The organism is Streptomyces sp. NPDC002788 (genome assembly GCF_053592115.1).
The window spans coordinates 325913-344391 of sequence record NZ_JBSFVB010000004.1 but is presented as its reverse complement, the minus strand read 5'-3'; the positions used below and the strand labels follow the sequence as shown (position 1 = coordinate 344391).

The 18479-nt window shown below is 72.9% G+C and carries 17 protein-coding genes and 3 pseudogenes; 12 read left to right on the top strand and 8 right to left on the bottom strand.

What is annotated here, in order from left to right; translation table 11 throughout:
- Positions 1 to 3 precede the first annotated feature (3 nt).
- The 3 genes and pseudogenes from ACWD1U_RS10630 to ACWD1U_RS10620 all read left to right on the top strand — a co-directional run.
- Positions 4 to 3045: an alpha-mannosidase gene (locus tag ACWD1U_RS10630; RefSeq protein ID WP_451106280.1), complete on the top strand. Its 3042-nt coding sequence runs from the start codon at positions 4 to 6 to the stop codon at positions 3043 to 3045.
- Positions 3046 to 3048: 3 nt separating this feature from the next.
- Positions 3049 to 3440: pseudogene (locus tag ACWD1U_RS10625) on the top strand (alpha-L-fucosidase); the annotation flags it as partial.
- Positions 3436 to 3681: pseudogene (locus tag ACWD1U_RS10620) on the top strand (cupin domain-containing protein); the annotation flags it as partial. The pseudogenes ACWD1U_RS10625 and ACWD1U_RS10620, both read left to right, overlap by 5 nt.
- Here the strand turns inward: ACWD1U_RS10620 and ACWD1U_RS10615 are convergent.
- Positions 3618 to 4799, bottom strand: a complete 1182-nt coding sequence (locus ACWD1U_RS10615) for an ATP-grasp domain-containing protein (RefSeq protein WP_451106278.1) — start codon at positions 4797 to 4799, stop codon at positions 3618 to 3620. The pseudogene ACWD1U_RS10620 and the gene ACWD1U_RS10615 overlap by 64 nt on opposite strands.
- A gap of 251 nt (positions 4800 to 5050) precedes the next feature.
- Here ACWD1U_RS10615 and ACWD1U_RS10610 point away from each other — a divergent pair, with 251 nt between their 5' ends.
- A complete protein-coding gene (locus tag ACWD1U_RS10610) occupies positions 5051 to 5908 on the top strand; it encodes a metallophosphoesterase family protein (protein WP_451106276.1) in 858 nt (285 codons plus the stop codon).
- Positions 5905 to 6564, top strand: coding sequence for a 4'-phosphopantetheinyl transferase family protein (locus ACWD1U_RS10605; RefSeq protein ID WP_451106275.1), 660 nt, complete (start codon positions 5905 to 5907; stop codon positions 6562 to 6564). The genes ACWD1U_RS10610 and ACWD1U_RS10605 overlap by 4 nt, the downstream gene beginning before the upstream one ends.
- 321 nt (positions 6565 to 6885) lie before the next feature.
- Here the strand turns inward: ACWD1U_RS10605 and ACWD1U_RS10600 are convergent, their stop codons facing one another.
- From ACWD1U_RS10600 to ACWD1U_RS10590, 3 genes are all read right to left on the bottom strand, one after another.
- Complete coding sequence (locus tag ACWD1U_RS10600) at positions 6886 to 7110, bottom strand: hypothetical protein (protein WP_451106274.1); 225 nt, start codon at positions 7108 to 7110, stop codon at positions 6886 to 6888.
- A gap of 172 nt (positions 7111 to 7282) precedes the next feature.
- On the bottom strand, positions 7283 to 7813 hold the full coding sequence (locus tag ACWD1U_RS10595; RefSeq protein ID WP_451106431.1) for a toxin-antitoxin system, toxin component: 531 nt from the start codon (positions 7811 to 7813) through the stop codon (positions 7283 to 7285).
- A gap of 32 nt (positions 7814 to 7845) precedes the next feature.
- Positions 7846 to 8505 (bottom strand): helix-turn-helix domain-containing protein, encoded by a 660-nt coding sequence (locus ACWD1U_RS10590; RefSeq protein ID WP_451106272.1) that lies wholly within the window; start codon positions 8503 to 8505, stop codon positions 7846 to 7848.
- A 238-nt stretch (positions 8506 to 8743) separates the two neighbouring features.
- Here ACWD1U_RS10590 and ACWD1U_RS10585 point away from each other — a divergent pair, with 238 nt between their 5' ends.
- The 7 genes and pseudogenes from ACWD1U_RS10585 (at position 8744) to ACWD1U_RS10555 (ending at position 14972) form a co-directional block, all read left to right on the top strand.
- Positions 8744 to 9403: an MmyB family transcriptional regulator gene (locus ACWD1U_RS10585; protein WP_451106271.1), complete on the top strand. Its 660-nt coding sequence runs from the start codon at positions 8744 to 8746 to the stop codon at positions 9401 to 9403.
- A 71-nt stretch (positions 9404 to 9474) separates the two neighbouring features.
- Positions 9475 to 10629 (top strand): NAD(P)/FAD-dependent oxidoreductase, encoded by a 1155-nt coding sequence (locus ACWD1U_RS10580; RefSeq protein ID WP_451106269.1) that lies wholly within the window; start codon positions 9475 to 9477, stop codon positions 10627 to 10629.
- Positions 10626 to 10919: pseudogene (locus ACWD1U_RS10575) on the top strand ((2Fe-2S)-binding protein); the annotation flags it as partial. The gene ACWD1U_RS10580 and the pseudogene ACWD1U_RS10575, both read left to right, overlap by 4 nt.
- A 70-nt stretch (positions 10920 to 10989) precedes the next feature.
- Positions 10990 to 12354: an FAD-dependent oxidoreductase gene (locus tag ACWD1U_RS10570; RefSeq protein ID WP_451106267.1), complete on the top strand. Its 1365-nt coding sequence runs from the start codon at positions 10990 to 10992 to the stop codon at positions 12352 to 12354.
- Positions 12351 to 13244, top strand: coding sequence for a dihydrodipicolinate synthase family protein (locus ACWD1U_RS10565; protein ID WP_451106265.1), 894 nt, complete (start codon positions 12351 to 12353; stop codon positions 13242 to 13244). The genes ACWD1U_RS10570 and ACWD1U_RS10565 overlap by 4 nt, the downstream gene beginning before the upstream one ends.
- A 2-nt stretch (positions 13245 to 13246) precedes the next feature.
- Positions 13247 to 14248, top strand: a complete 1002-nt coding sequence (locus ACWD1U_RS10560) for a proline racemase family protein (RefSeq protein WP_451106429.1) — start codon at positions 13247 to 13249, stop codon at positions 14246 to 14248.
- Between the two features lie 52 nt (positions 14249 to 14300).
- Positions 14301 to 14972 carry a GntR family transcriptional regulator gene (locus ACWD1U_RS10555; RefSeq protein ID WP_451106263.1) on the top strand — a complete coding sequence of 224 codons (672 nt, stop codon included), beginning with the start codon at positions 14301 to 14303 and terminating at the stop codon, positions 14970 to 14972.
- A 6-nt stretch (positions 14973 to 14978) separates the two neighbouring features.
- Here ACWD1U_RS10555 and ACWD1U_RS10550 read toward each other — a convergent pair whose 3' ends face one another.
- Genes ACWD1U_RS10550 through ACWD1U_RS10535 form a run of 4 tightly spaced genes read right to left on the bottom strand, consistent with a single transcriptional unit; the run spans position 14979 to position 18359 of the window.
- The gene (locus tag ACWD1U_RS10550) at positions 14979 to 15785 is read right to left on the bottom strand and encodes an ABC transporter ATP-binding protein (protein WP_451106261.1); all 807 of its coding nucleotides are present in this window, start codon (positions 15783 to 15785) and stop codon (positions 14979 to 14981) included.
- A 20-nt stretch (positions 15786 to 15805) separates the two neighbouring features.
- Positions 15806 to 16621: an ABC transporter permease gene (locus ACWD1U_RS10545; RefSeq protein WP_451106259.1), complete on the bottom strand. Its 816-nt coding sequence runs from the start codon at positions 16619 to 16621 to the stop codon at positions 15806 to 15808.
- Complete coding sequence (locus tag ACWD1U_RS10540; RefSeq protein WP_451106257.1) at positions 16621 to 17394, bottom strand: ABC transporter permease; 774 nt, start codon at positions 17392 to 17394, stop codon at positions 16621 to 16623. Before ACWD1U_RS10540 ends, ACWD1U_RS10545 begins: the two co-directional genes overlap by 1 nt.
- The gene (locus ACWD1U_RS10535; RefSeq protein ID WP_451106256.1) at positions 17391 to 18359 is read right to left on the bottom strand and encodes an ABC transporter substrate-binding protein; all 969 of its coding nucleotides are present in this window, start codon (positions 18357 to 18359) and stop codon (positions 17391 to 17393) included. The genes ACWD1U_RS10540 and ACWD1U_RS10535 overlap by 4 nt, the downstream gene beginning before the upstream one ends.
- Positions 18360 to 18479: the final 120 nt, after the last annotated feature.

The window sequence follows — 18479 nt, the reverse complement described above, 5'->3', positions numbered from 1 at the left end:
CTCATGCACGACGAAAGCCGCCGGATCGAGGAGCGCGTGCAGCGCCTTCACGACCAGCGCATCAAGACCGCGATCTACTCGGCCACCGTCCCCTTCGAGGTGGAGGCCTGGCAGGCCCCGGGGGAGCCGGTTCCGTTCGAGGAGGCGGCCGGCGCCTCCTACGAGCCGTTCGCGATGGGCACCCCGTGGGGACCGCCCTGGGGCACCACATGGTTCCGCATGCGCGGCCGGGTCCCCACCGAGTGGGCCGGCAAGCGCGTCGAGGCCGTCATCGACCTCGGCTTCGTCGGTGACTGGCCCGGCAACCAGGCCGAGGCCCTCGTGCACCTCACGGACGGCACCCCGCTGAAGGCCGTGAACCCGCTCAACCAGTACGTGGCGATCGCCAACCCGGCCGAGGGGGGCGAGACGGTCGACTACCTGGTCGAGGCCGCCTCCAACCCGGACATCCTCGCGGACAACTTCTCCAGGCCCACCCCCCTCGGCGACAAGCTGACCGCGGGCGACCAGCCCCTCTACACCTTCCGCAGCGCCGACATCGCCATCCTCGACGAGGAGGTCTGGCACCTCGACCTCGACGTGCAGGTGCTGCGCGAGCTGATGCTGGAGCTGGGCGAGCACGACCCGCGCCGGCACGAGATCGCGCACGCCCTCGACCGGGCGATGGACCTGCTCGACCTGGACGACGTCTCCGGCTCGGCCGCCGCAGTGCGCGAGGCGCTGAAGCCGGCGCTTTCCAAGCCCGCGCACGCCAGCGCGCACACGATCTCCGGCGTCGGCCACGCCCACATCGACTCCGCCTGGCTCTGGCCGATCCGCGAGACCAAGCGCAAGACGTCCCGCACGTTCTCCAACGTCACGTCGCTGGCCGACGAGTACGACGACTTCATCTTCGCCTGCTCCCAGGCCCAGCAGTACGAGTGGGTGCGCGACAACTACCCCAAGGTCTGGGCCCGCATCCAGGAGTCGGTCAAGAACGGCCAGTGGGCGCCGGTCGGCGGCATGTGGGTGGAGGCCGACGGCAACCTGCCCGGCGGCGAGGCCGTCGCCCGCCAGTTCATCCACGGCAAGCGGTTCTTCATCGACCACTTCGGCATCGAGACCAAGGGCGTGTGGCTGCCGGACTCCTTCGGCTACAACGCGGCCTACCCGCAGCTCGCCAAGCTCGCGGGCAACGAGTGGTTCCTCACCCAGAAGATCTCCTGGAACCAGACCAACAAATTCCCCCACCACACCTTCTGGTGGGAGGGCATCGACGGCACCCGGATCTTCACCCACTTCCCGCCGGTCGACACCTACAACGCCCGCTTCAGCGGCGAGGAGATGTCCCGCGCGGTCCGCAACTACTCGGAGAAGGGCGGCGCCTCCCGCTCCCTGGCGCCCTTCGGCTGGGGCGACGGCGGTGGCGGCCCCACCCGCGAGATCATGGAACGCGCCCGCCGGCTGGCGGACCTGGAGGGCTCCGCGAAGGTCGTCGTCGAACACCCCGACGAGTTCTTCGCCAAGGCCCGCGAGGAGTACCCGGACGCGCCCGTCTGGGTCGGCGAGCTCTACCTGGAGCTGCACCGCGCCACCTACACCTCCCAGGCCCGCACCAAGCAGGGCAACCGCCGCTCCGAGCACCTCCTGCGCGAGGCGGAGCTGTGGGCGACCACGGCCGCGCTGCACGCGCCGGGCTACGCGTACCCGCACGAGAAGCTGGACCGGCTGTGGAAGACGGTGCTGCTGCACCAGTTCCACGACATCCTGCCCGGCTCCTCCATCGCCTGGGTGCACCGCGAGGCCGAGGCCGAGTACGCCCGTGTCGCCCGCGAGCTGCAGGCTTTGACGGCTGAGGCGCTCACCGCCCTCGGCGCCGGCGGCCCCCGTGTCTTCAACGCCGGCCCCTACGACCGGGCCGAAGTGGTCCGCACCGCCGACGGCGCACCCGTGTACGTGGAGGTGCCCGCGAGCGGCTCCGCGCCCCTCACCGACACGGAGCCCCCGCAGCCCGTCACGGTGCACGGCAGGATCCTCGACAACGGACTGGTCCGTGTCGAGGTGGCCGAGGACGGCACCCTGTCGTCCGTCCGCGACCTGAGGGCCGGCCGCGAGGTCCTGGCCGAGCCGGGCAACCTGCTGCGCCTGCACACCGACCTGCCCAACTACTGGGACGCCTGGGACATCGACAAGCACTACCAGAACCGCTACACGGACCTGCTCGACGCCTCGTCCGTCACGGTCGTCGAGCAGGACCCGCTCATCGGCGCCATCCGCGTCGAGCGGGACTTCGGCAAGGGCTCGAAGATCACCCAGACCATCACCGTCCGGGCCGGCAGTCCCCGGATCGACATCGAGACGGACATCGACTGGCACGAGACCGAGAAGATCCTCAAGGCGGCCTTCCCGGTCGACATCCGCGCCCCGCACTCCTCGGCCGAGATCCAGTTCGGCCACATCCAGCGCCCCACCCACACCAACACCAGCTGGGAGGCGGCCCGCTTCGAGGTCTCCGGCCACCGCTGGGTGCACATCGGCGAACCCGGCTACGGCGTCGCGGTCATCAACGACTCGACCTACGGCCACGACGTGTCGCGCACGGTCCGCGAGGACGGCGGCACCACGACCACCGTCCGCCTGTCGCTGGTCCGCGCCCCGCGCATCCCCGACCCCGAGGCCGACCAGGGCCGCCACCGCTTCACCTACGCGCTGCTGCCCGGCGCCCGCATCGAGGACGCCGTCGCCGAGGGCTACGCCCTCAACCTCCCGCTCCGGGTGGCCGACGCGGCCGGAGCCCCCGAGCCGGTCGTCTCCGTCGAGGGCGAGGGCCTGACCGTGGAGGCGGTCAAGCTCGCCGACGACGCCTGCGGCGATGTCGTCGTACGGCTCTACGAGTCCCGCGGCGGCCGTGCCACCGGCGTCCTGCGCACCGGGTTCCCGCTGGCCGGGGCCCAGGTCACCGACCTGCTGGAGCGCCCGCTGGAGGACGCGGAGATCACCGGTGGCGGTGTCGCCGTCGCCCTGCGGCCCTTCCAGATTGTGACGCTGCGCCTGCGAAGGGCCTGACCCGTGGCCGTCCAGCCGTGGCTCACCGACGCCACTCGTGGATCTTCGTCCGCCGGGGCATCTGCGCGGTGGACGGAGTCCAGGAGTCCTGGTCGTTCCACGACGACGTCGTGCCGTACGAGCGGTACATGTCCCAGCTCGACCGCGTCGCCGCGTCCCGCTGCGATCCGCGCGCCCGGGCACGGCTGTTCGCCCGGGCCGGCGCCGAGTACGCCGTCCTGACCAGCCGCCACCACGACGGGGTCGCCCTCCGGGACACTGCCCACGGTGACCCCGACGTGGGCCGGGACCTCATCGCCGGGTACGCCGACGCGCTGCGCGAGCAGGGCCTGAAGGTCGGCCTCCACTCTGGGACTCCGACTGGAGGGCGCGATCGGCGCCCCCGCCCTCCTCCTGGTGCCGCCGCACACCCCGCACGCTTTCGCCGCCGCCCCCGGTGCGACAGCCGACGTGCTGTTCGTCTTCACCCCGGGCGCGGGACGCTTCGACTGCCTGCGGCTACTGGGCCGGGTGATGCGCGGCGAGGCCGACCCGCAGGAGATCGAGGACTCCTCGGAACGCTTCGGCAACCACTACGTCGACAGCCCGGTGTGGCGCGAGGCGCTCGCGGCCAGGTCCGGGAGCGGCACCGCCTGAGCCGCCGTCCCGACGGAGTCGAACGACTCGGCCGGCGCGGGCGCGGGTACCGCCGGCAGCGGCTCCGCGGCCTCGGGCAGCTGCTGCGGCAGCGACGCCGGGAGCAGCGGACGGGGTCCCGACACCACCGTGTAGTCCTGGCCCAGGAACGGCGGAACCACCTCACCCGGGTCCTCGCCGAGAGCCAGCTGCACGGCGGCCCAAGGGGCGTTGACACCGCACAGGGACAGCTGGTGCAGGCCGCCGGCCGGGCGGGTGTTGACGTCCATGAGGACCGGCCGGTCGCCGAACATCCGGAACTGGATGTTGGACAGGTAGTGCAGACCGAACCCCTCCGCGATCCGCCGGGCCGGGTCCAGCCACTGCTCGCGCAGCGTGAAGCCCCGCCGTCGCCCGTTCTTGGTGCGGCCCACCGCCAGCCGCACCCGGTTGTCCGGACCGGTCAGGCAGTCCACCGACACCTCGGGCTGCTCCAGCCGCGGCATCACCAGCCAGTCGACCGGCTCCTCGGCCTGCCCCAGCGCCTCCAGCGCCAGTTCGAGCGGCACGTACGGGCTGGGGAACCCGCTCAGATGCGTCATCGAGAAGGGACTGCGCGTGATCACGCGGAAGCCCACCCCGCCCGCCCCGGACGCGGGCTTGAAGCACGCCTTGTGCCCGGCGTCCTCCAACTCCTCGACAGCCGCGACGAGTTCGTCGGCCGACCGGACCCGCCACCACGGCGGCACCGGCACGCCGATCGCCTGGACCGCCTCGTAGGCGATCACCTTGTCGTGGAAGACGGCCACCGCCTCGGGCGGCGGCGCCAGCACCGCCGTGTCTGCTGCCTCGAACTCGGCGCGGTGCGCCACGATCGCCGCCTGGTGCAGCCGGGGCACGAACACGTCGATGCCGCGCCGCGCGCACTGGTCCAGCGCGTATTCGACGTACCCGGCCGGGGACAGGTTCTCGGGTTCGAGTTCGGCGGTGTCGGCGGCGGCCAGCACCGGGGAATCCGGGTCACCGTGCGTGGCGTGGATCTCGACCGCCCGGTCGCTGGGATTTCTCCGCAGCTGATCCATGAAGAAGACGTTCTCCGCGTACGTGCGGTTGAGCCAGACGCGTACGCGAGAGACCATGCAGGCCGCCTTTCACGGTTCGCGGGCAGGGCTCAGCGGCCCGTGCCCGGGCAGGAAGAATGGAGGGTCACCAAACCGCCCCTGATCGAAGGGAAGTTCACGGCGGTGGTGTTGGGCCAGATCATACGGCTTCGACGGGCGTTCTCGTGCAACGCCCGTGTGAACGATTGCTCCGTTCGTGGCCGGCCGCCCTTGTCCCCGGCGCACCGATGTGATCTCTTGGGGGAGGGCGTGCGAGGAGGGGGCGAGGGGTGACGTCGACGGCCGGTGCCGGACAGCTGCTGGCCATCAGCGATCTGCACATCGGCTACCCGGAGAACCGCGCCCTGGTGGAACGGATGCGGCCCGGCACCGACGAGGACTGGCTGCTCGTCGCCGGTGACGTCGCGGAGACCGTGGCCGACATCGGCTGGGCCCTCAAGATGCTCACGGCCCGCTTCAGCAAGGTCGTCTGGGTGCCCGGGAACCACGAGCTGTGGAGCCATCCGAGAGATGCCGTCACCCTGCGCGGCGCCGCCCGGTACGAGCACCTGGTCGAACTGTGCCGGGAACTCGGCGTCACGACACCCGAGGACCCCTACCCCGTGTGGGACGGCCCCGGCGGACCGATGGCCGTCGCCCCGCTGTTCCTGCTCTACGACTACTCGTTCCTGCCGGCCGGCTGCGCGACCAAGGAGGAGGGGCTGGCGTACGCGCAGGGTACGGGCATCGTGTGCACCGACGAGTACCTGCTGCACCCCGACCCCTACCCGAGCCGCGAGGCCTGGTGCCGGGCCCGGGTCGCCGAGACCGAGCGCAGACTGGCAGGACTGCCCGGCGACCTGCCAGTGATCGCCCTCAACCACTACCCGCTGCACCGGCATCCGATGGACGTCCTGTGGCACCCCGAGTTCGCCATGTGGTGCGGCACGGACCTGACGGCCGACTGGCACCGCAGGTTCCGCGTCCACACGATGGTGTACGGGCACCTGCACATCCCCCGCACCACCGTCCAGGAGGGCGTGCGCTTCGAGGAGGTGTCGCTGGGCTACCCCCGGGAGTGGCGCGAGCGGTCCCGGCCGCCGGGGCAGCCGCGGCGCATCCTGCCGAGGGAGGGCGAAGAGCGGTGATCGAGGAACTGCTGCCCCCAGCCGTGGTCACGGTGGAGGCGTACGGCCAGCAGGACGCGGACGCGCCGCTCTACCCCGAGGAGGCGGCGGTCGTGGCGCGGGCGGTCGCCAAGCGGCGGCGGGAGTTCGCCGCCGTACGCTCCTGTGCCCGCCGCGCCATGGAGAAGCTCGGTGTGCCGCCGCAGCCGATCCTGCCGGGGGAGCGCGGCGCCCCGGGCTGGCCGGCCGGGCTGACCGGCAGCATGACCCACTGCGACGACTACTGCGCCGCCGCCCTGGTCCGCACCGGCGACCTGGCCTCCCTCGGTATCGACGTCGAAAGCCACGGGCCGCTGCCCGAGGGGGTCCTGCCGTCCGTGTCCCTGCCGGCCGAGGCGGCCCGGCTGCGGCGGCTCGCCGCCGAACGGCCCGGCATCCACTGGGACCGGCTGCTGTTCAGCGCGAAGGAGTCCGTCTACAAGGCATGGTTTCCCCTCACCCGCGAATGGCTCGACTTCGTGGAGGCCGACATCGAGCTCACTGCGGACGGCCGCTTCCGCGCCGAACTCCTCGTCCCGGGGCCGCGGGTGGGAGGCCGCCGCCTCGACCACTTCGAGGGCCGCTGGACCGCGCGGCGGGGCCTGATCGCGACGGCGGTCGCCGTACCGCACACCTGAACGCCCTTCGCATGCCCGGGTTTCCGGCACCGCACTTCAGCGCACCCCTCCCGAGCCCGGAAGCTCCGGCTGGGAGCGTCGGCCCAGGGCTGCGGCCCGAGCCTGAAGGCCGGGCCGGGTGGTCGGCCCTGCTGCCGCCTTCCGCCCCGGCTTCGGGGCCGGCCCCGGCTCCGGTCGTCAGTGACCTTCAGGCTGGCTCCGGACTCCGGGCTCGAAGCCTGGCTTCGGACCCCCATTCAGGGCACGGCCCCGGCTCCGGTCCTCAGTGGCCTTCAGCCTGGCTCCGGACTCCGGGCTCGAAGCCCGGCTTCGGACCCCCACTCAGGGCCCCGGCTCCGGGCACCAGCTCTCCAGCAGGCGGAAGAACTCCTGCTCGTTGCCGGTCAGGCCGGCGCGCTCCAGGGCCTGTTCCGCCTCGGCGAGGACCGCGGGCGGGACGACGGGCGGGCCGCCCTCCCGGTCGAAGGCTGCCCGGACGGTGTGCAGCAGGCGCAGGTAGGCCTGGACCGCGGTGCGTTCACGGTCGGTCAGTACGGCGGTCGGCATCGGTCGGCTCTCCCCGTGTCGGCGTCATCGGTCCCGCGCCCGCGAGGGCGGGACGCCCCGCACAGCGGTGGCGCCCCTCCAGCTTGCCGCCCACCACTGACAATCCGGTCCCACCGCCCCTCGGTTCGCCCGCTCGGCGGAGGCGGAACCGTGGCCCGTCACCGGCGGCCCGTCAGCCCTGCGGACCGCGATACCCCAGCGACGCCTCGATCCGTCCCGCGAGATGGTCCCGCTGCACCGGCCCCCGCGACGACGAACCGGCCAGCCACGCCCGGCACTTGCTGGCGAGCAGCAGACCGAAGCTTTCGGCCTCCTTCTCGTCGTCGAGGTCGAACCGGGTGCGCGCGGCGACCTTCAGCACGGTCGCCTGCAGATCGGCGCCCTCTTCGAGCATCCGGGCCGCGACCGCCACGCCCGCGACGTGGTGGGAGCAGTGCCCCGCCTTCATGTGCCACAGCTCGTGCCCCAGGATCACCAACTGGTGATCGGGAGCCGTGCGTTCCTCGATGACCACGAGATCCTGCTCGGCCATGTCGAGCCAGAGCCCGCTCGCGGTCCCGGGCGGGAAGGCGGCCGTACGGAAGCGGACGGGGCGGCCACGGCGTCTGCTCATCCCGTCGCACAGCGCGGCGTACAGGTCGTCGGGCCGTGCCGGTGCGGGGAGGGTCAGCTCCGCGACCAGCTCGCCGCACAGGCGGCGCATTTCCTTACCGATGCCCACAGTTCTCCCCACGGTCACGACTCGGGCCGCTTGACGCTCTCCAGGAGCATGTCCAGCCACTCCGCGACCTTGTCGCGGTGCTGGTCGGTGGGCAGCTGCGCGGCCCGCCAGGCGATGCCGCGCACGCCGTGGTCCTGCAGCAGCCGCTCCAGCGGGTCGTCGGCCGCCGCGGCCGCCTCCCGTTCGCGGTCGGCGAGCTTCTGCAACAGCTCCTGCTCGATGTTCTGGAGGGCGCCCACGAGCGCCTCGGGGTCCTCGGCCGTGAGGAAACCGGCGTGCACCCGGAAGAACCGCTGGAGGGCGTCGCAGTGCTCCATGGTCGGCCGCCGGTCGCCGTTGATGAGGGCGCCGGCCTGCTGGCGGGACATGCCCGCGCCGTCGGCGATCTCCTGCTGGGTGTATCTGCGGCCGTTGGGCTTGAGCCGGGTCCGGCGCAGCAGGTCCAGCCGCTGCAGGAACCGGGCCTGCACATCGGGCTCGCCCGCCGGGCGGCCGCTGAGCAGGGCTTTCACCACGGGCTCCGGGACCCCGGAGGCGACGGACAGCCGGCCGGTGTCGAAGACCTCGGGGTGCGGCACGCCGAGCCGGTCGGCGAGCGCGGTGACACGGGAGACGACGGCCGGTAGCACGGCCGTCTGTGTGGCGCCAGGACCCTCGATGAAGCCACCCGTCACCGACGATTCTCCTACGTCTCTCACAGGCTTCTCACAAGCGGATGCCGTGACCTATCCCGGCGTGAACTTCCCGGAGCGTAGCCGGTGCTTCGAACTCACATCCAGGTCTCGCCACAACTGTGGCCAATTTCAGCCGTCAACCGGCACGAAATGCCACGATAGTTGACACGCATCAGCTCCGGGCAGCAGGATCGGGGCGCCGCGTCAAGGCCGCAGAGGCAAGAGGGGTGACCTCCCGATGGCATTTCAGGCAGGAGGGCAGCGGCCGGCACCGCGGCCCGTCGCCGAGACTCCCGAGGCCCGGGCCTACCTGGAGGACTACGCCGGGCTCCTGGAGGCCGCCTCCTTCCCCTCGCTCGTCGTCGACCACTGCTGGGACGTGGTGCTGACCAACAGTGCCTTCCGGTCGCTTTTCGGCGCCGTCGGGCCGCACCCGACGGCCATGCCGGGCGACAACTTCCTCAGGTTCGTGCTCTTCCACCCCGACGCTCCCACGGTGCTCGGCGAGCACGAGGCGAGCTGGTGTCTGCCGATGCTCGCGCACTTCGCGCGGACCGTGGAGGGCCACGGGCCCGACCACGGACTGCAGGCCATCCGCCGTGACATCGCCCAGGACCCGATCATGGAGGCCGCCTACCGGCACGGCCTGCCGCACTGGATCCGCTCGGTCGGCGAGGACGCTGTCGAGCAGGACGGTGCCGTACGGCCGCTGCTGCATCCGGACCCGCGCCGGGGCGCGACCGAGTGCCGGGTCGTCGCCGAGACCTCCCGGACGCTCGAGGAACTGGGCTGCACCCGGCTGACGTTCGTCCTGCGGGAGACCCGCCGTGCCCCGTCCCGCGACCGCCGGACCCGCCGCACCGCCTCCCATCTGAGGGTCGTCCCGGCGGCCGACTGACCCCTCCCGCCCGCTCGGCAGCCCTGGGCGGGCCCATTCCCAGATAGTGTGGTGTGTGACATAGTACTGACGTGTGCGAGCCGCTGACCTGCGATGTCGTGGTGGTCGGAGCCGGAGTGGTCGGTGCCGCCTGTGCCCTGTACGCGGCCCGCGCGGGCCTCGACACCGTCGTGGTGGACCGGGGCCCGGTGGCCGGCGGGACGACCGGCGCGGGGGAGGGGAACCTCCTCGTCTCCGACAAGGAACCCGGACCCGAACTCGACCTGGCCCTGCTGTCCGCCCGTCTGTGGGCCGAACTGGCCGAGGAAGGGCTGGGCAAGGCCGTCGAGTACGAGGCCAAGGGCGGTGTCGTCGTCGCCGGTACCGACAGGGCCCTGGCCGGGCTGGACAAGCTCGCCGCCGGGCAGCGGGCAGCCGGGGTCGAGGCCGTCCCGGTGCCGCCCGACCGGCTCTTGGACCTGGAGCCCTACCTGGCCCCCGGTCTCTCGGGCGGCATGCACTACCCGCAGGACGCCCAGGTGATGCCCGCCCTCGCGGCGGCGCACCTCCTGCGCGCCTCCGGCGCCCGGCTGCTCACCGGCCGGGAGGTGACCGGGGTGCTGCGCGGTGCCGACGGTGCGCTGCGCGGCGTGCGTACCGACCGGGGCGACCTCCACGCCCCGGCCGTCGTCAACGCGGCCGGCACCTGGGGCGGAGAGGTGGCGGCCCGGGCCGGAGTGTCCCTGCCGGTGCTGCCCCGGCGCGGCTTCGTACTGGTCACCGAGCCGCTGCCGCCCCGGATCCGGCACAAGGTGTACGCCGCCGACTACGTCGCCGACGTCGCGAGCGACTCGGCGGCCCTGCAGACCTCCCCGGTGGTCGAGGGCACCCCGGCCGGGCCGGTCCTCATCGGCGCGAGCCGCGAACGGGTCGGCTTCGACCGGTCGTTGTCCCTCCCCGCCGTCCGGGCGCTGGCGGCGGACGCGACCGGGCTCTTCCCGTTCCTGGCCGGAGTCCGGGCCGTGCGGACCTACGCCGGCTTCCGGCCGTATCTGCCGGACCACCTGCCCGCGATCGGACCCGACCCCCGCGCGCCCGGGCTCCTCCACGCCTGCGGGCACGAGGGCGCGGGCATCGGGCTGGCCACCGGCACCGGGCAGCTGATCGCCCAGGCGCTGACCGGGCGGGAACCGGACCTGGACCTCGGCCCGTTCCGGCCCGACCGCTTTCCCGAGGAGGCCGTGTGAATCCGCTGGAACTGGCGGGGGCCAGGCCCGGCCCCGCCTTCACCGTCACGTTCGACGGGCGCCCGGTCGAGGCGCTGCCCGGGCAGACGGTCGCCGCCGTGTTGTGGGCGGCGGGCCTCTCCTCCTGGCGCACCACCCGGGGCGAGGGCCGTCCGCGCGGGGTGTTCTGCGGCATCGGCGTCTGCTTCGACTGCCTGGTGACCGTCAACGGGCGGCCCAACCAGCGGGCCTGTCTGGTGGTGGTGCGGCCGGGTGACGCGATCGGCACGCAGGAGGGGACGGGCCATGAGGAGCCGGTCCACGGGGAAGCGGAGGACGAGGAGCCGGCCCGCGGCGGAGCGGACGGCGAGGGGGCCGGTCATGCGGACTGAACTCGCCGTCATCGGAGCCGGACCGGCCGGCCTCGCCGCGGCCCTGGCCGCCTCCGCACGCGGCGTACGCGTCGCACTCGTCGACTCCGCGAACGAGCCGGGCGGGCAGTTCTACCGGCAGCCCGCCGACGGCCTCGGGGCCGGGCGACCCGAGGCGCTGCACCACCAGTGGCGGACCTGGGAACGGCTGAGGGACGGACTCGCCGCCAGTGCCGTGCGCGTACTGACGGATCACCACGTCTGGTGTGCGGAGCGGACCGCCGACGGCTTCGCCGTGCACGCGCTGCTCGGGCCCGGGCAGGAGGAGCCGGCCGAGGTGCGCGCCCGGGCCGTGCTGCTGGCCACCGGCGGGTACGAGCAGGTGCTGCCCTTCCCCGGCTGGACCCTCCCGGGTGTCGTCACCGCCGGCGGAGCACAGGCCATGCTCAAGGGCGGGCTCGTGGTGCCGGGGCGCCGGGCGGTCGTGGCCGGGGCCGGGCCACTGCTGCTGCCCGTGGCGACCGGACTCGCGGCAGCCGGCGTCGAGGTCGCCGCGCTGGTGGAGTCCACCGCCCCCCGGCGTCTGGCCCGCCACGGCAGGGCCCTGGCCGGCAAGCTCCCGGAGGGCGCCGGATACGCGGCCCGGCTGCTGCGCCACCGTGTTCCCGTGCTCGCCCGCCACACCGTCGTCCGCGCCCACGGCGACGACCGGCTGACCGGCGTCACGGTCGCCGCCCTCGGCATCGACGGCCGCGTCCGGCCCGGTACCGGGCGGCACCTGCTCTGCGACACCCTGGCCGTCGGCCACGGCATGCTCCCGCACACCGACCTCGCCGAGGGTCTCGGCTGCCGCCTCGACGGGCTCACCGTGGCCGTCGACGCCGAGCAGCGCACCGACGTACCCGGTGTCTGGGCGGCCGGGGAGGCCACCGGTATCGGCGGCGCGGCCCTCGCCCTCGCCGAGGGGCACATCGCCGGCTCCTCCGCCGCGGCCCACCTGCGCGGCGCCGACCCCGACCCGGCCCCCGCCGCCCTGAAGGCCCGTAGACGGCTCAAGGGCATCGCAGCCGCCCTCGCCTCCGCCTACGCGCCGCCCGCGCGCTGGGCCGAGCAGGTCACCGACGACACCGTGATCTGCCGCTGCGAGGAGGTCACCGCCGGCGCCGTGCGCGACGCCCTGGACCTCGGAGCGGGCGACGAACGCACCGTGAAGCTGCTCACCCGGGCCGGGATGGGCTGGTGCCAGGGCCGGATGTGCGCCGCCGCGGTCGCGGGGCTCGCCGGCTGTGAACCCGCCCCTGCCAGACGGCCGTTCGCCCGGCCCGTGCCGCTCGGCGTCCTCGCACGGCAACACACCCAGGAGGGACTGTCATGACCGACCACCACCCCTGGCGCGGCGTCCTCGTCGCCACCGCGCTCCCGCTGCGCGACGACCTCTCCGTCGACTACGACAAGTACGCCGAGCACTGCGCCTGGCTCGTGGGGAACGGCTGCGACGGCGTCGTGCCCAACGGCTCCCTCGGCGAATACCAGGTGCTCACCCCCGAGGAGCGAGCCCGGGTCGTCGAGACGGCCGTCGCCGCGATCGGCGGGGAGCGCGTCATGCCCGGCGTCGCCGCCTACGGCTCCGCCGAGTGCCGGCGCTGGGCCGAGCAGGCGGGCGAGGCCGGCTGCCGGGCGGTGATGCTGCTGCCGCCCAACGCCTACCGCGCCGACGAACGCTCCGTCCTCGCCCACTACGCCGAGGTGGCGGGGGCGGGCCTGCCGGTCGTCGCGTACAACAACCCGATCGACACCAAGGTCGACCTCGTACCGGAACTGCTCGCCCGGCTGCACGGCGAGGGGTACATCCAGGGGGTGAAGGAGTTCTCGGGCGATGTCCGCCGGGCCTACCGGATCGCCGAACTCGCCCCCGAACTCGACCTGCTGATCGGCGCGGACGACGTCCTGCTGGAGCTGGCCGTCGCGGGCGCCAAGGGCTGGGTGGCGGGCTACCCGAACGCGCTGCCCCGGGCCTCGGTCGAGCTCTACCGTGCGGCCGTCGGCGGCGACCTCGACACGGCGCTGCCCCTATACCGGCAGCTGCATCCGCTGCTGCGGTGGGACTCGCGGGTGGAGTTCGTCCAGGCCATCAAGCTGTCCATGGACGTGGTCGGCCGCCACGGCGGCCCCTGCCGTCCGCCGCGCGTGCCGCTGCCGCCCGAGCAGCAGGCGGCCGTCCGGGCCGCCACCGAGAAGGCCGTCGCGGCCGGATGGGCCCGGTGACCATGCGCAGCGGACTCGTCCTGCACGCCGTCGACTCGCACACCGAGGGCATGCCGACCCGCGTGATCACCGGCGGCGTCGGCACCATCCCCGGCGCCACCATGAACGAGCGGCGACTGTGGTTCCGCGAACACCGCGACGACATCAAGCAGTTGCTGATGAACGAGCCGCGCGGCCACTCCGCCATGAGCGGCGCGATCCTCCAGCCGCCGACCCGGCCCGACTGCGACTGGGGCGTCGTCTACATCGAGGTCTCCGGCTATCTGCCGATGTGCGGGCACGGCACCGTCGGCGTGGCGACCGTGCTCGTCGAGACCGGCATGGTCGAGGTGGTCGAGCCGGTCACCACCATCCGGCTCGACACCCCGGCGGGCCCGGTCGTCGCCGAGGTGGCGGTCGAGGGCGGCGCCGCCAAGGCGGTCACCCTCCGGAACGTCCCCTCCTTCGCCGTCGGCCTGGACCGCAAGACCACCCTCGCCGACGGACGGACGGTGACGTACGACCTCGCCTTCGGAGGCAACTTCTACGCCATCCTGCCGCTGGAGCGGTTCGGCCTGCCCTTCGACCGGTCCCGCAAGGACGAGATCCTCGCCGCCGGCCTGTCCCTCATGGCCGCCGTCAACGCCGAGGACCCGCCCGTCCACCCGGAGGACCCCTCCATCCACGGCCTCCACCACGTCTACCTGGCCGCACCCGGATCCACCGCCCGGCACTCCCGGCACGCCATGGCCATCCACCCCGGCTGGTTCGACCGTTCGCCCTGCGGCACCGGCACCAGCGCCCGCATGGCACAACTGCACGCCCGCGGCGAACTCCCGCTGCACACCGAGTTCGTGAACGAGTCCTTCATCGGTACCCGGTTCACCGGCAGACTGCTCGGCACGACCGAGGTCGCCGGCCGTCCGGCCGTACTGCCCAGCTTCACCGGACGCGCGTGGATCACCGGCACCGCCCAGTACCTGCTCGACCCCGACGACCCGTTCCCGGCGGGATTCGTCCTGTAGAGCGCCCCCCAACGTCACACGAGCTGTGCACAAGAGAGGAACCCCGACCGTCATGGCCCCGCAGCACCTCCCCGCCCTGCCCGTGCTGGGCAGCAGGAAACCCAGCCACCGGGAGCGGGTGGCGGACGCGCTGCGGGCCGCTCTGATCGCCGGGGAACTGCGCCCCGGCGAGGTCTATTCGGCTCCCGGCCTCGCCGCCCGCTTCGGCGTCTCGGCCACTCCCGTGCGCGAGGCCATGCTCGACCTCGCCAAGGAGGGGCTGGTCGACACCGTGCCCAACAAGGGCTTCCGGGTCACCGTCGTCTCCGAGCAGCAGCTCGACGAGTACACCCATATCCGGGCGCTGATCGAGATCCCCACGACCGCGGGCCTCGCCGCCACGGCCGACGCGGTGGCTCTGGAGGCGCTCCGCCCGGTCGCCCAGGAGATCGTCACCTCCGCGGCGAGCGGTGACCTCATCGCCTATGTCGAGGCCGACCTGCGCTTCCACCTCGGCCTGCTGGCCCTCGCCGGCAACGGCCATCTCGTCGACGTCGTACGGGACCTCAGGCGCCGCTCCCGGCTCTACGGACTGACGGCGCTGGTGGAGCAGGGGCGCCTGGAGGAGTCCGCCGAGGAGCACCTGCGGATCCTGGACGCGCTGCTCGCCCGGGACGAGGACGCCGTACGGGCGGTGATGACCCGGCACCTCGGCCACGTCCGGGGCCTGTGGGCAGCTCCCTGACCCGGTTCAGCGAGGTGGAGGCGGGTCTGTCCGGTCCGCCTGAACCGCTCCCCGCTTCGCCGCCTGGATCTGCTCGTACACCCGGGTCCGCAGCTCGGTGAAGCGCGGGGCGACGCGCGTGCGCACCTGGTCCCGCTCGGCCGGAAGATCGACTTTCAGCTGCCCCTGTACGACGGTGGGGGAGGCGGACAGCACGATCACCCGCTCGCCGAGGTACACGGCCTCGTCGATGTCATGGGTGACGAACAGGATCGTGTTCCCGCGCTCCCGCCACAGCCGCCGTACGAGGTCCTCCAGGTCGGCCCGGGTCTGGGCGTCCACCGCCGCGAACGGCTCGTCCATCAGCAGCACCTCGGGCGCGTACGCCAGGGCCCGCGCGATGGCCACCCGCTGCTGCATCCCACCCGACAGCTGCCACGGATACGCCCCGGCGACCTCCGCCAGACCCACCGACTCCAGGGCGTCCGCGACCAGGGCGCGACGCCGCTCCCTGCCCAGCTTCTTCTGCCTCAGGGGCAGTTCGACGTTCTGCCCGACCCGCATCCAGGGGAACAGGCTGCGGCCGTACTCCTGGAAGACGAACGCCGTCCCGGGCGGTGGTCCGTCGACCCTGCGGCCCGCGAGCCGCACCTCACCGGCCGTCGGGGCGAGCAGGCCGCCGACGCACTTCAGCAAGGTCGTCTTGCCGCACCCCGACGGCCCGACCAGACAGACCAGTTCCCCCGCCTCCACGGTGAAGGTCAGGTCCCGCACCGCCTCGGTCCGCCGCCCGGAACCCTCGTAGACCTTCCGCAGGCCGCGTACGTCGAGCATGGACCGCCCTTTCGCGAGGTTCACGGGGACCGCCGGCCGGCCGCGCGCAGGCCGTGGTACCAGCCGAGCACGCGCCGCTCGAGCAGCCGGAAGAGGACCGAGAGGAGAAAGCCGAGCAGACCGAGGAGCAGGATCCCGGTCCACATGTCGGGGATGGCGAAGCCGCGCTGGAACTGCACGATGGTGAAGCCGAGTCCGTTGCCGGCCGCGAACATCTCGCTGATCACCATGAGGATGATCCCGATCGACAGCGCCTGGCGCAGGCCCGCGAACATCTGCGGGCTCGCCGAGCGCAGCACCACGTCCCGCAGCCGGGCCGCGCCCGTGATGCCATAGCAGCGGGCCGTCTCGGACAGCACCGGATCGACCGCTCGGACGCCCTCGACCGTATTGAGCAGGACCGGCCAGACACAGCCGCTCGCGATCACCGCGATCTTCATCGTGTCGCCGATCCCGGCGAACAGCATGATGACCGGCACCAGCACCGGCGGCGGCACCGCCCGCAAGAACTCCAGCACCGGCTCGCACAGGGCCCGCACACGCCGGTAGGCGCCGATGAGCGTGCCGAGCACGACCCCCGCGACGCCCGCCGCGGTGTATCCCGCCGCCAGCCGCAGCACGCTGGGCCCCACGTCCGAGCGCAGCCGCTCACCCGTCCAGACGTCCGGGAAGGTGCCGAGGATCGTCCGCAGCGGCGGCCAGTAGACGTTCGTACTGCCGGCCGAGGCCACCCACCACACAGCCATCAGCAGCGCGGGCAGGGCGACCGCGAGCACCAGTCGCAGCAGGGCCCTCCCCCAAGCTCTCGACGTCGCTCGACCAGGGGGGACCCCCATCACACCGCCACCTCCCCACGCACCGACGGGTGCCAGGCCAGCGCCCGCCGCTCCACCGACCTCGCTCCCACGTTGATCAGCAGCCCGAGCGCTCCCGTCACCACGATCAGCGCGTACATCTCCGGCACCGCCTGCGAGTTCTGCGCCACCGCGATCCGGGCGCCCAGCCCCGGGGCGCCGATGACCAGTTCGGCGGTGACGGCGAGGATCAGCGCCACGGCCGCGGCCAGCCGCACGCCGGTCATGACGTAGGGCAGCGCCGTCGGCCACAGCACATGCCGGATCCGCGCCCAGGCGCCCAGGCCGTACGAGCGCGCCGTCTCCTCGGCGACCGGGTCGACGTCCCGCACGCCGTGGAGGACCTGGATCAGCACCTGCCAGAACGAGGCGTACACGACCAGCAGCAGCACCGAGCGCAGTTCCGTGCCGTACAGCAGCACCGCCAGCGGGATCAGCGCGACCGACGGGATGGGCCGCAGGAACTCGATCGTCGAGGCCGTGGCCTCGCGCAGATACGGCACCACGGAGATCACCACGCCGGCGAGGACACCGGTGCCCACCGCGATCGCCAGGCCCAGCGCCCACCCGGTGAGGGTGTCGCCGAGCGCCGACCAGAAGGCGGCGTCGGAGAGTTCACGGCCGAGCGCGTCCGCGATCCGGCCGGTGGGCGGGAAGTAGTCCTCGTCGACCAGGCCGAGCCGCGGCACCGCCTCGCACAGGAGGAGGAACAGCGTGAGCCCGGCCGCACCGAGTGCCGCGTCGGCGCCCCTCACGGAAGCAGCTCGTCCAGGTCCGGCGACCGCTCGAACAGCCCGTCCCGCTCGCCCAGTTCGGCCAGCCGCTCGATGGACGCGCGGTCCGGCTCGGCCGGCCAGCGGGGCAGGGTCAGCTTCTCCAGCAGGGTGCCGGGGATCTTCGTGTAGGTGGTGAGGATCCGCCGGACCTCGTCCGGGTGGCTGTCGGCGTACTCCAGCGACTCGGCGGTCGCCTCCTGGAACTTCCGCACCAGCTCGGGGTTCTTCCGGGCGTACTGCTGGGAGGTGAAGTACAGGGCCACGGTGAGGTCCGGTGACACGTCGTGGAAGTTCGACGCGATCTCCCTGCCGCCCGCGGCCTTGACGGTGGCGAGGGCGGGCTCCGGGGTGCAGGCCGCGTCGACCTGCCCGCTGTCGAGCGCCGCCGGCATCTGGTCGAAGGGCATCTCGACGAAGTCGACCTCGGAAGGATCGCCCCCGGCCTTGCGGACGGACTCCTTGATCGAGGTGTCGCAGATGTTGTTGAGGGTGTTGACCGCCGTCTTCCTGCCCTCCAGTTGCTTGGCGGACGTGAGGGGGGAGCCCTTCTTCACGGTGACGGCGGCGAAGTCGGCACCGCCCTCGCCCGTGGACGCGACCCCGTTGGCCACGGCCTTGACGGGCACGTTCTTCGACCGGGCGACCAGCAGCGAGGTCGTGTTGCTGAAGCCGAACTGGAACTGGCCGGACACGACTCCGGGCACGATCGCGGCACCGCCCTGGGCCGGTGTCAGTTCCAGTTCGATGCCGCGCTCGGCGTAGAAGCCCTGCTTCCGGCCCAGGTAGATGGGGGCGACGTCCAGAACGGGGACGACGCCGACCTTGACGGTGGTGGTTCGGTCCGACGCACCGGCCCCGGCCGGTCCACCGGATCCGGAGGAGCCGCACGCCGTGACGGCGGCCAGGAGGGACGAGGCCGTGAGGCCGACGAGCAGACGACGCATGGCTCCCCCTGTGGGACCGGCTGAGGTGCTCCGACAGGCTGTGCGCAGGCAGTGCGGATGTGCTCAGCGGGAACGTAGAGCCCGCCCCGAGTCAAGGTCAATGCACATACGGTGAAGGCT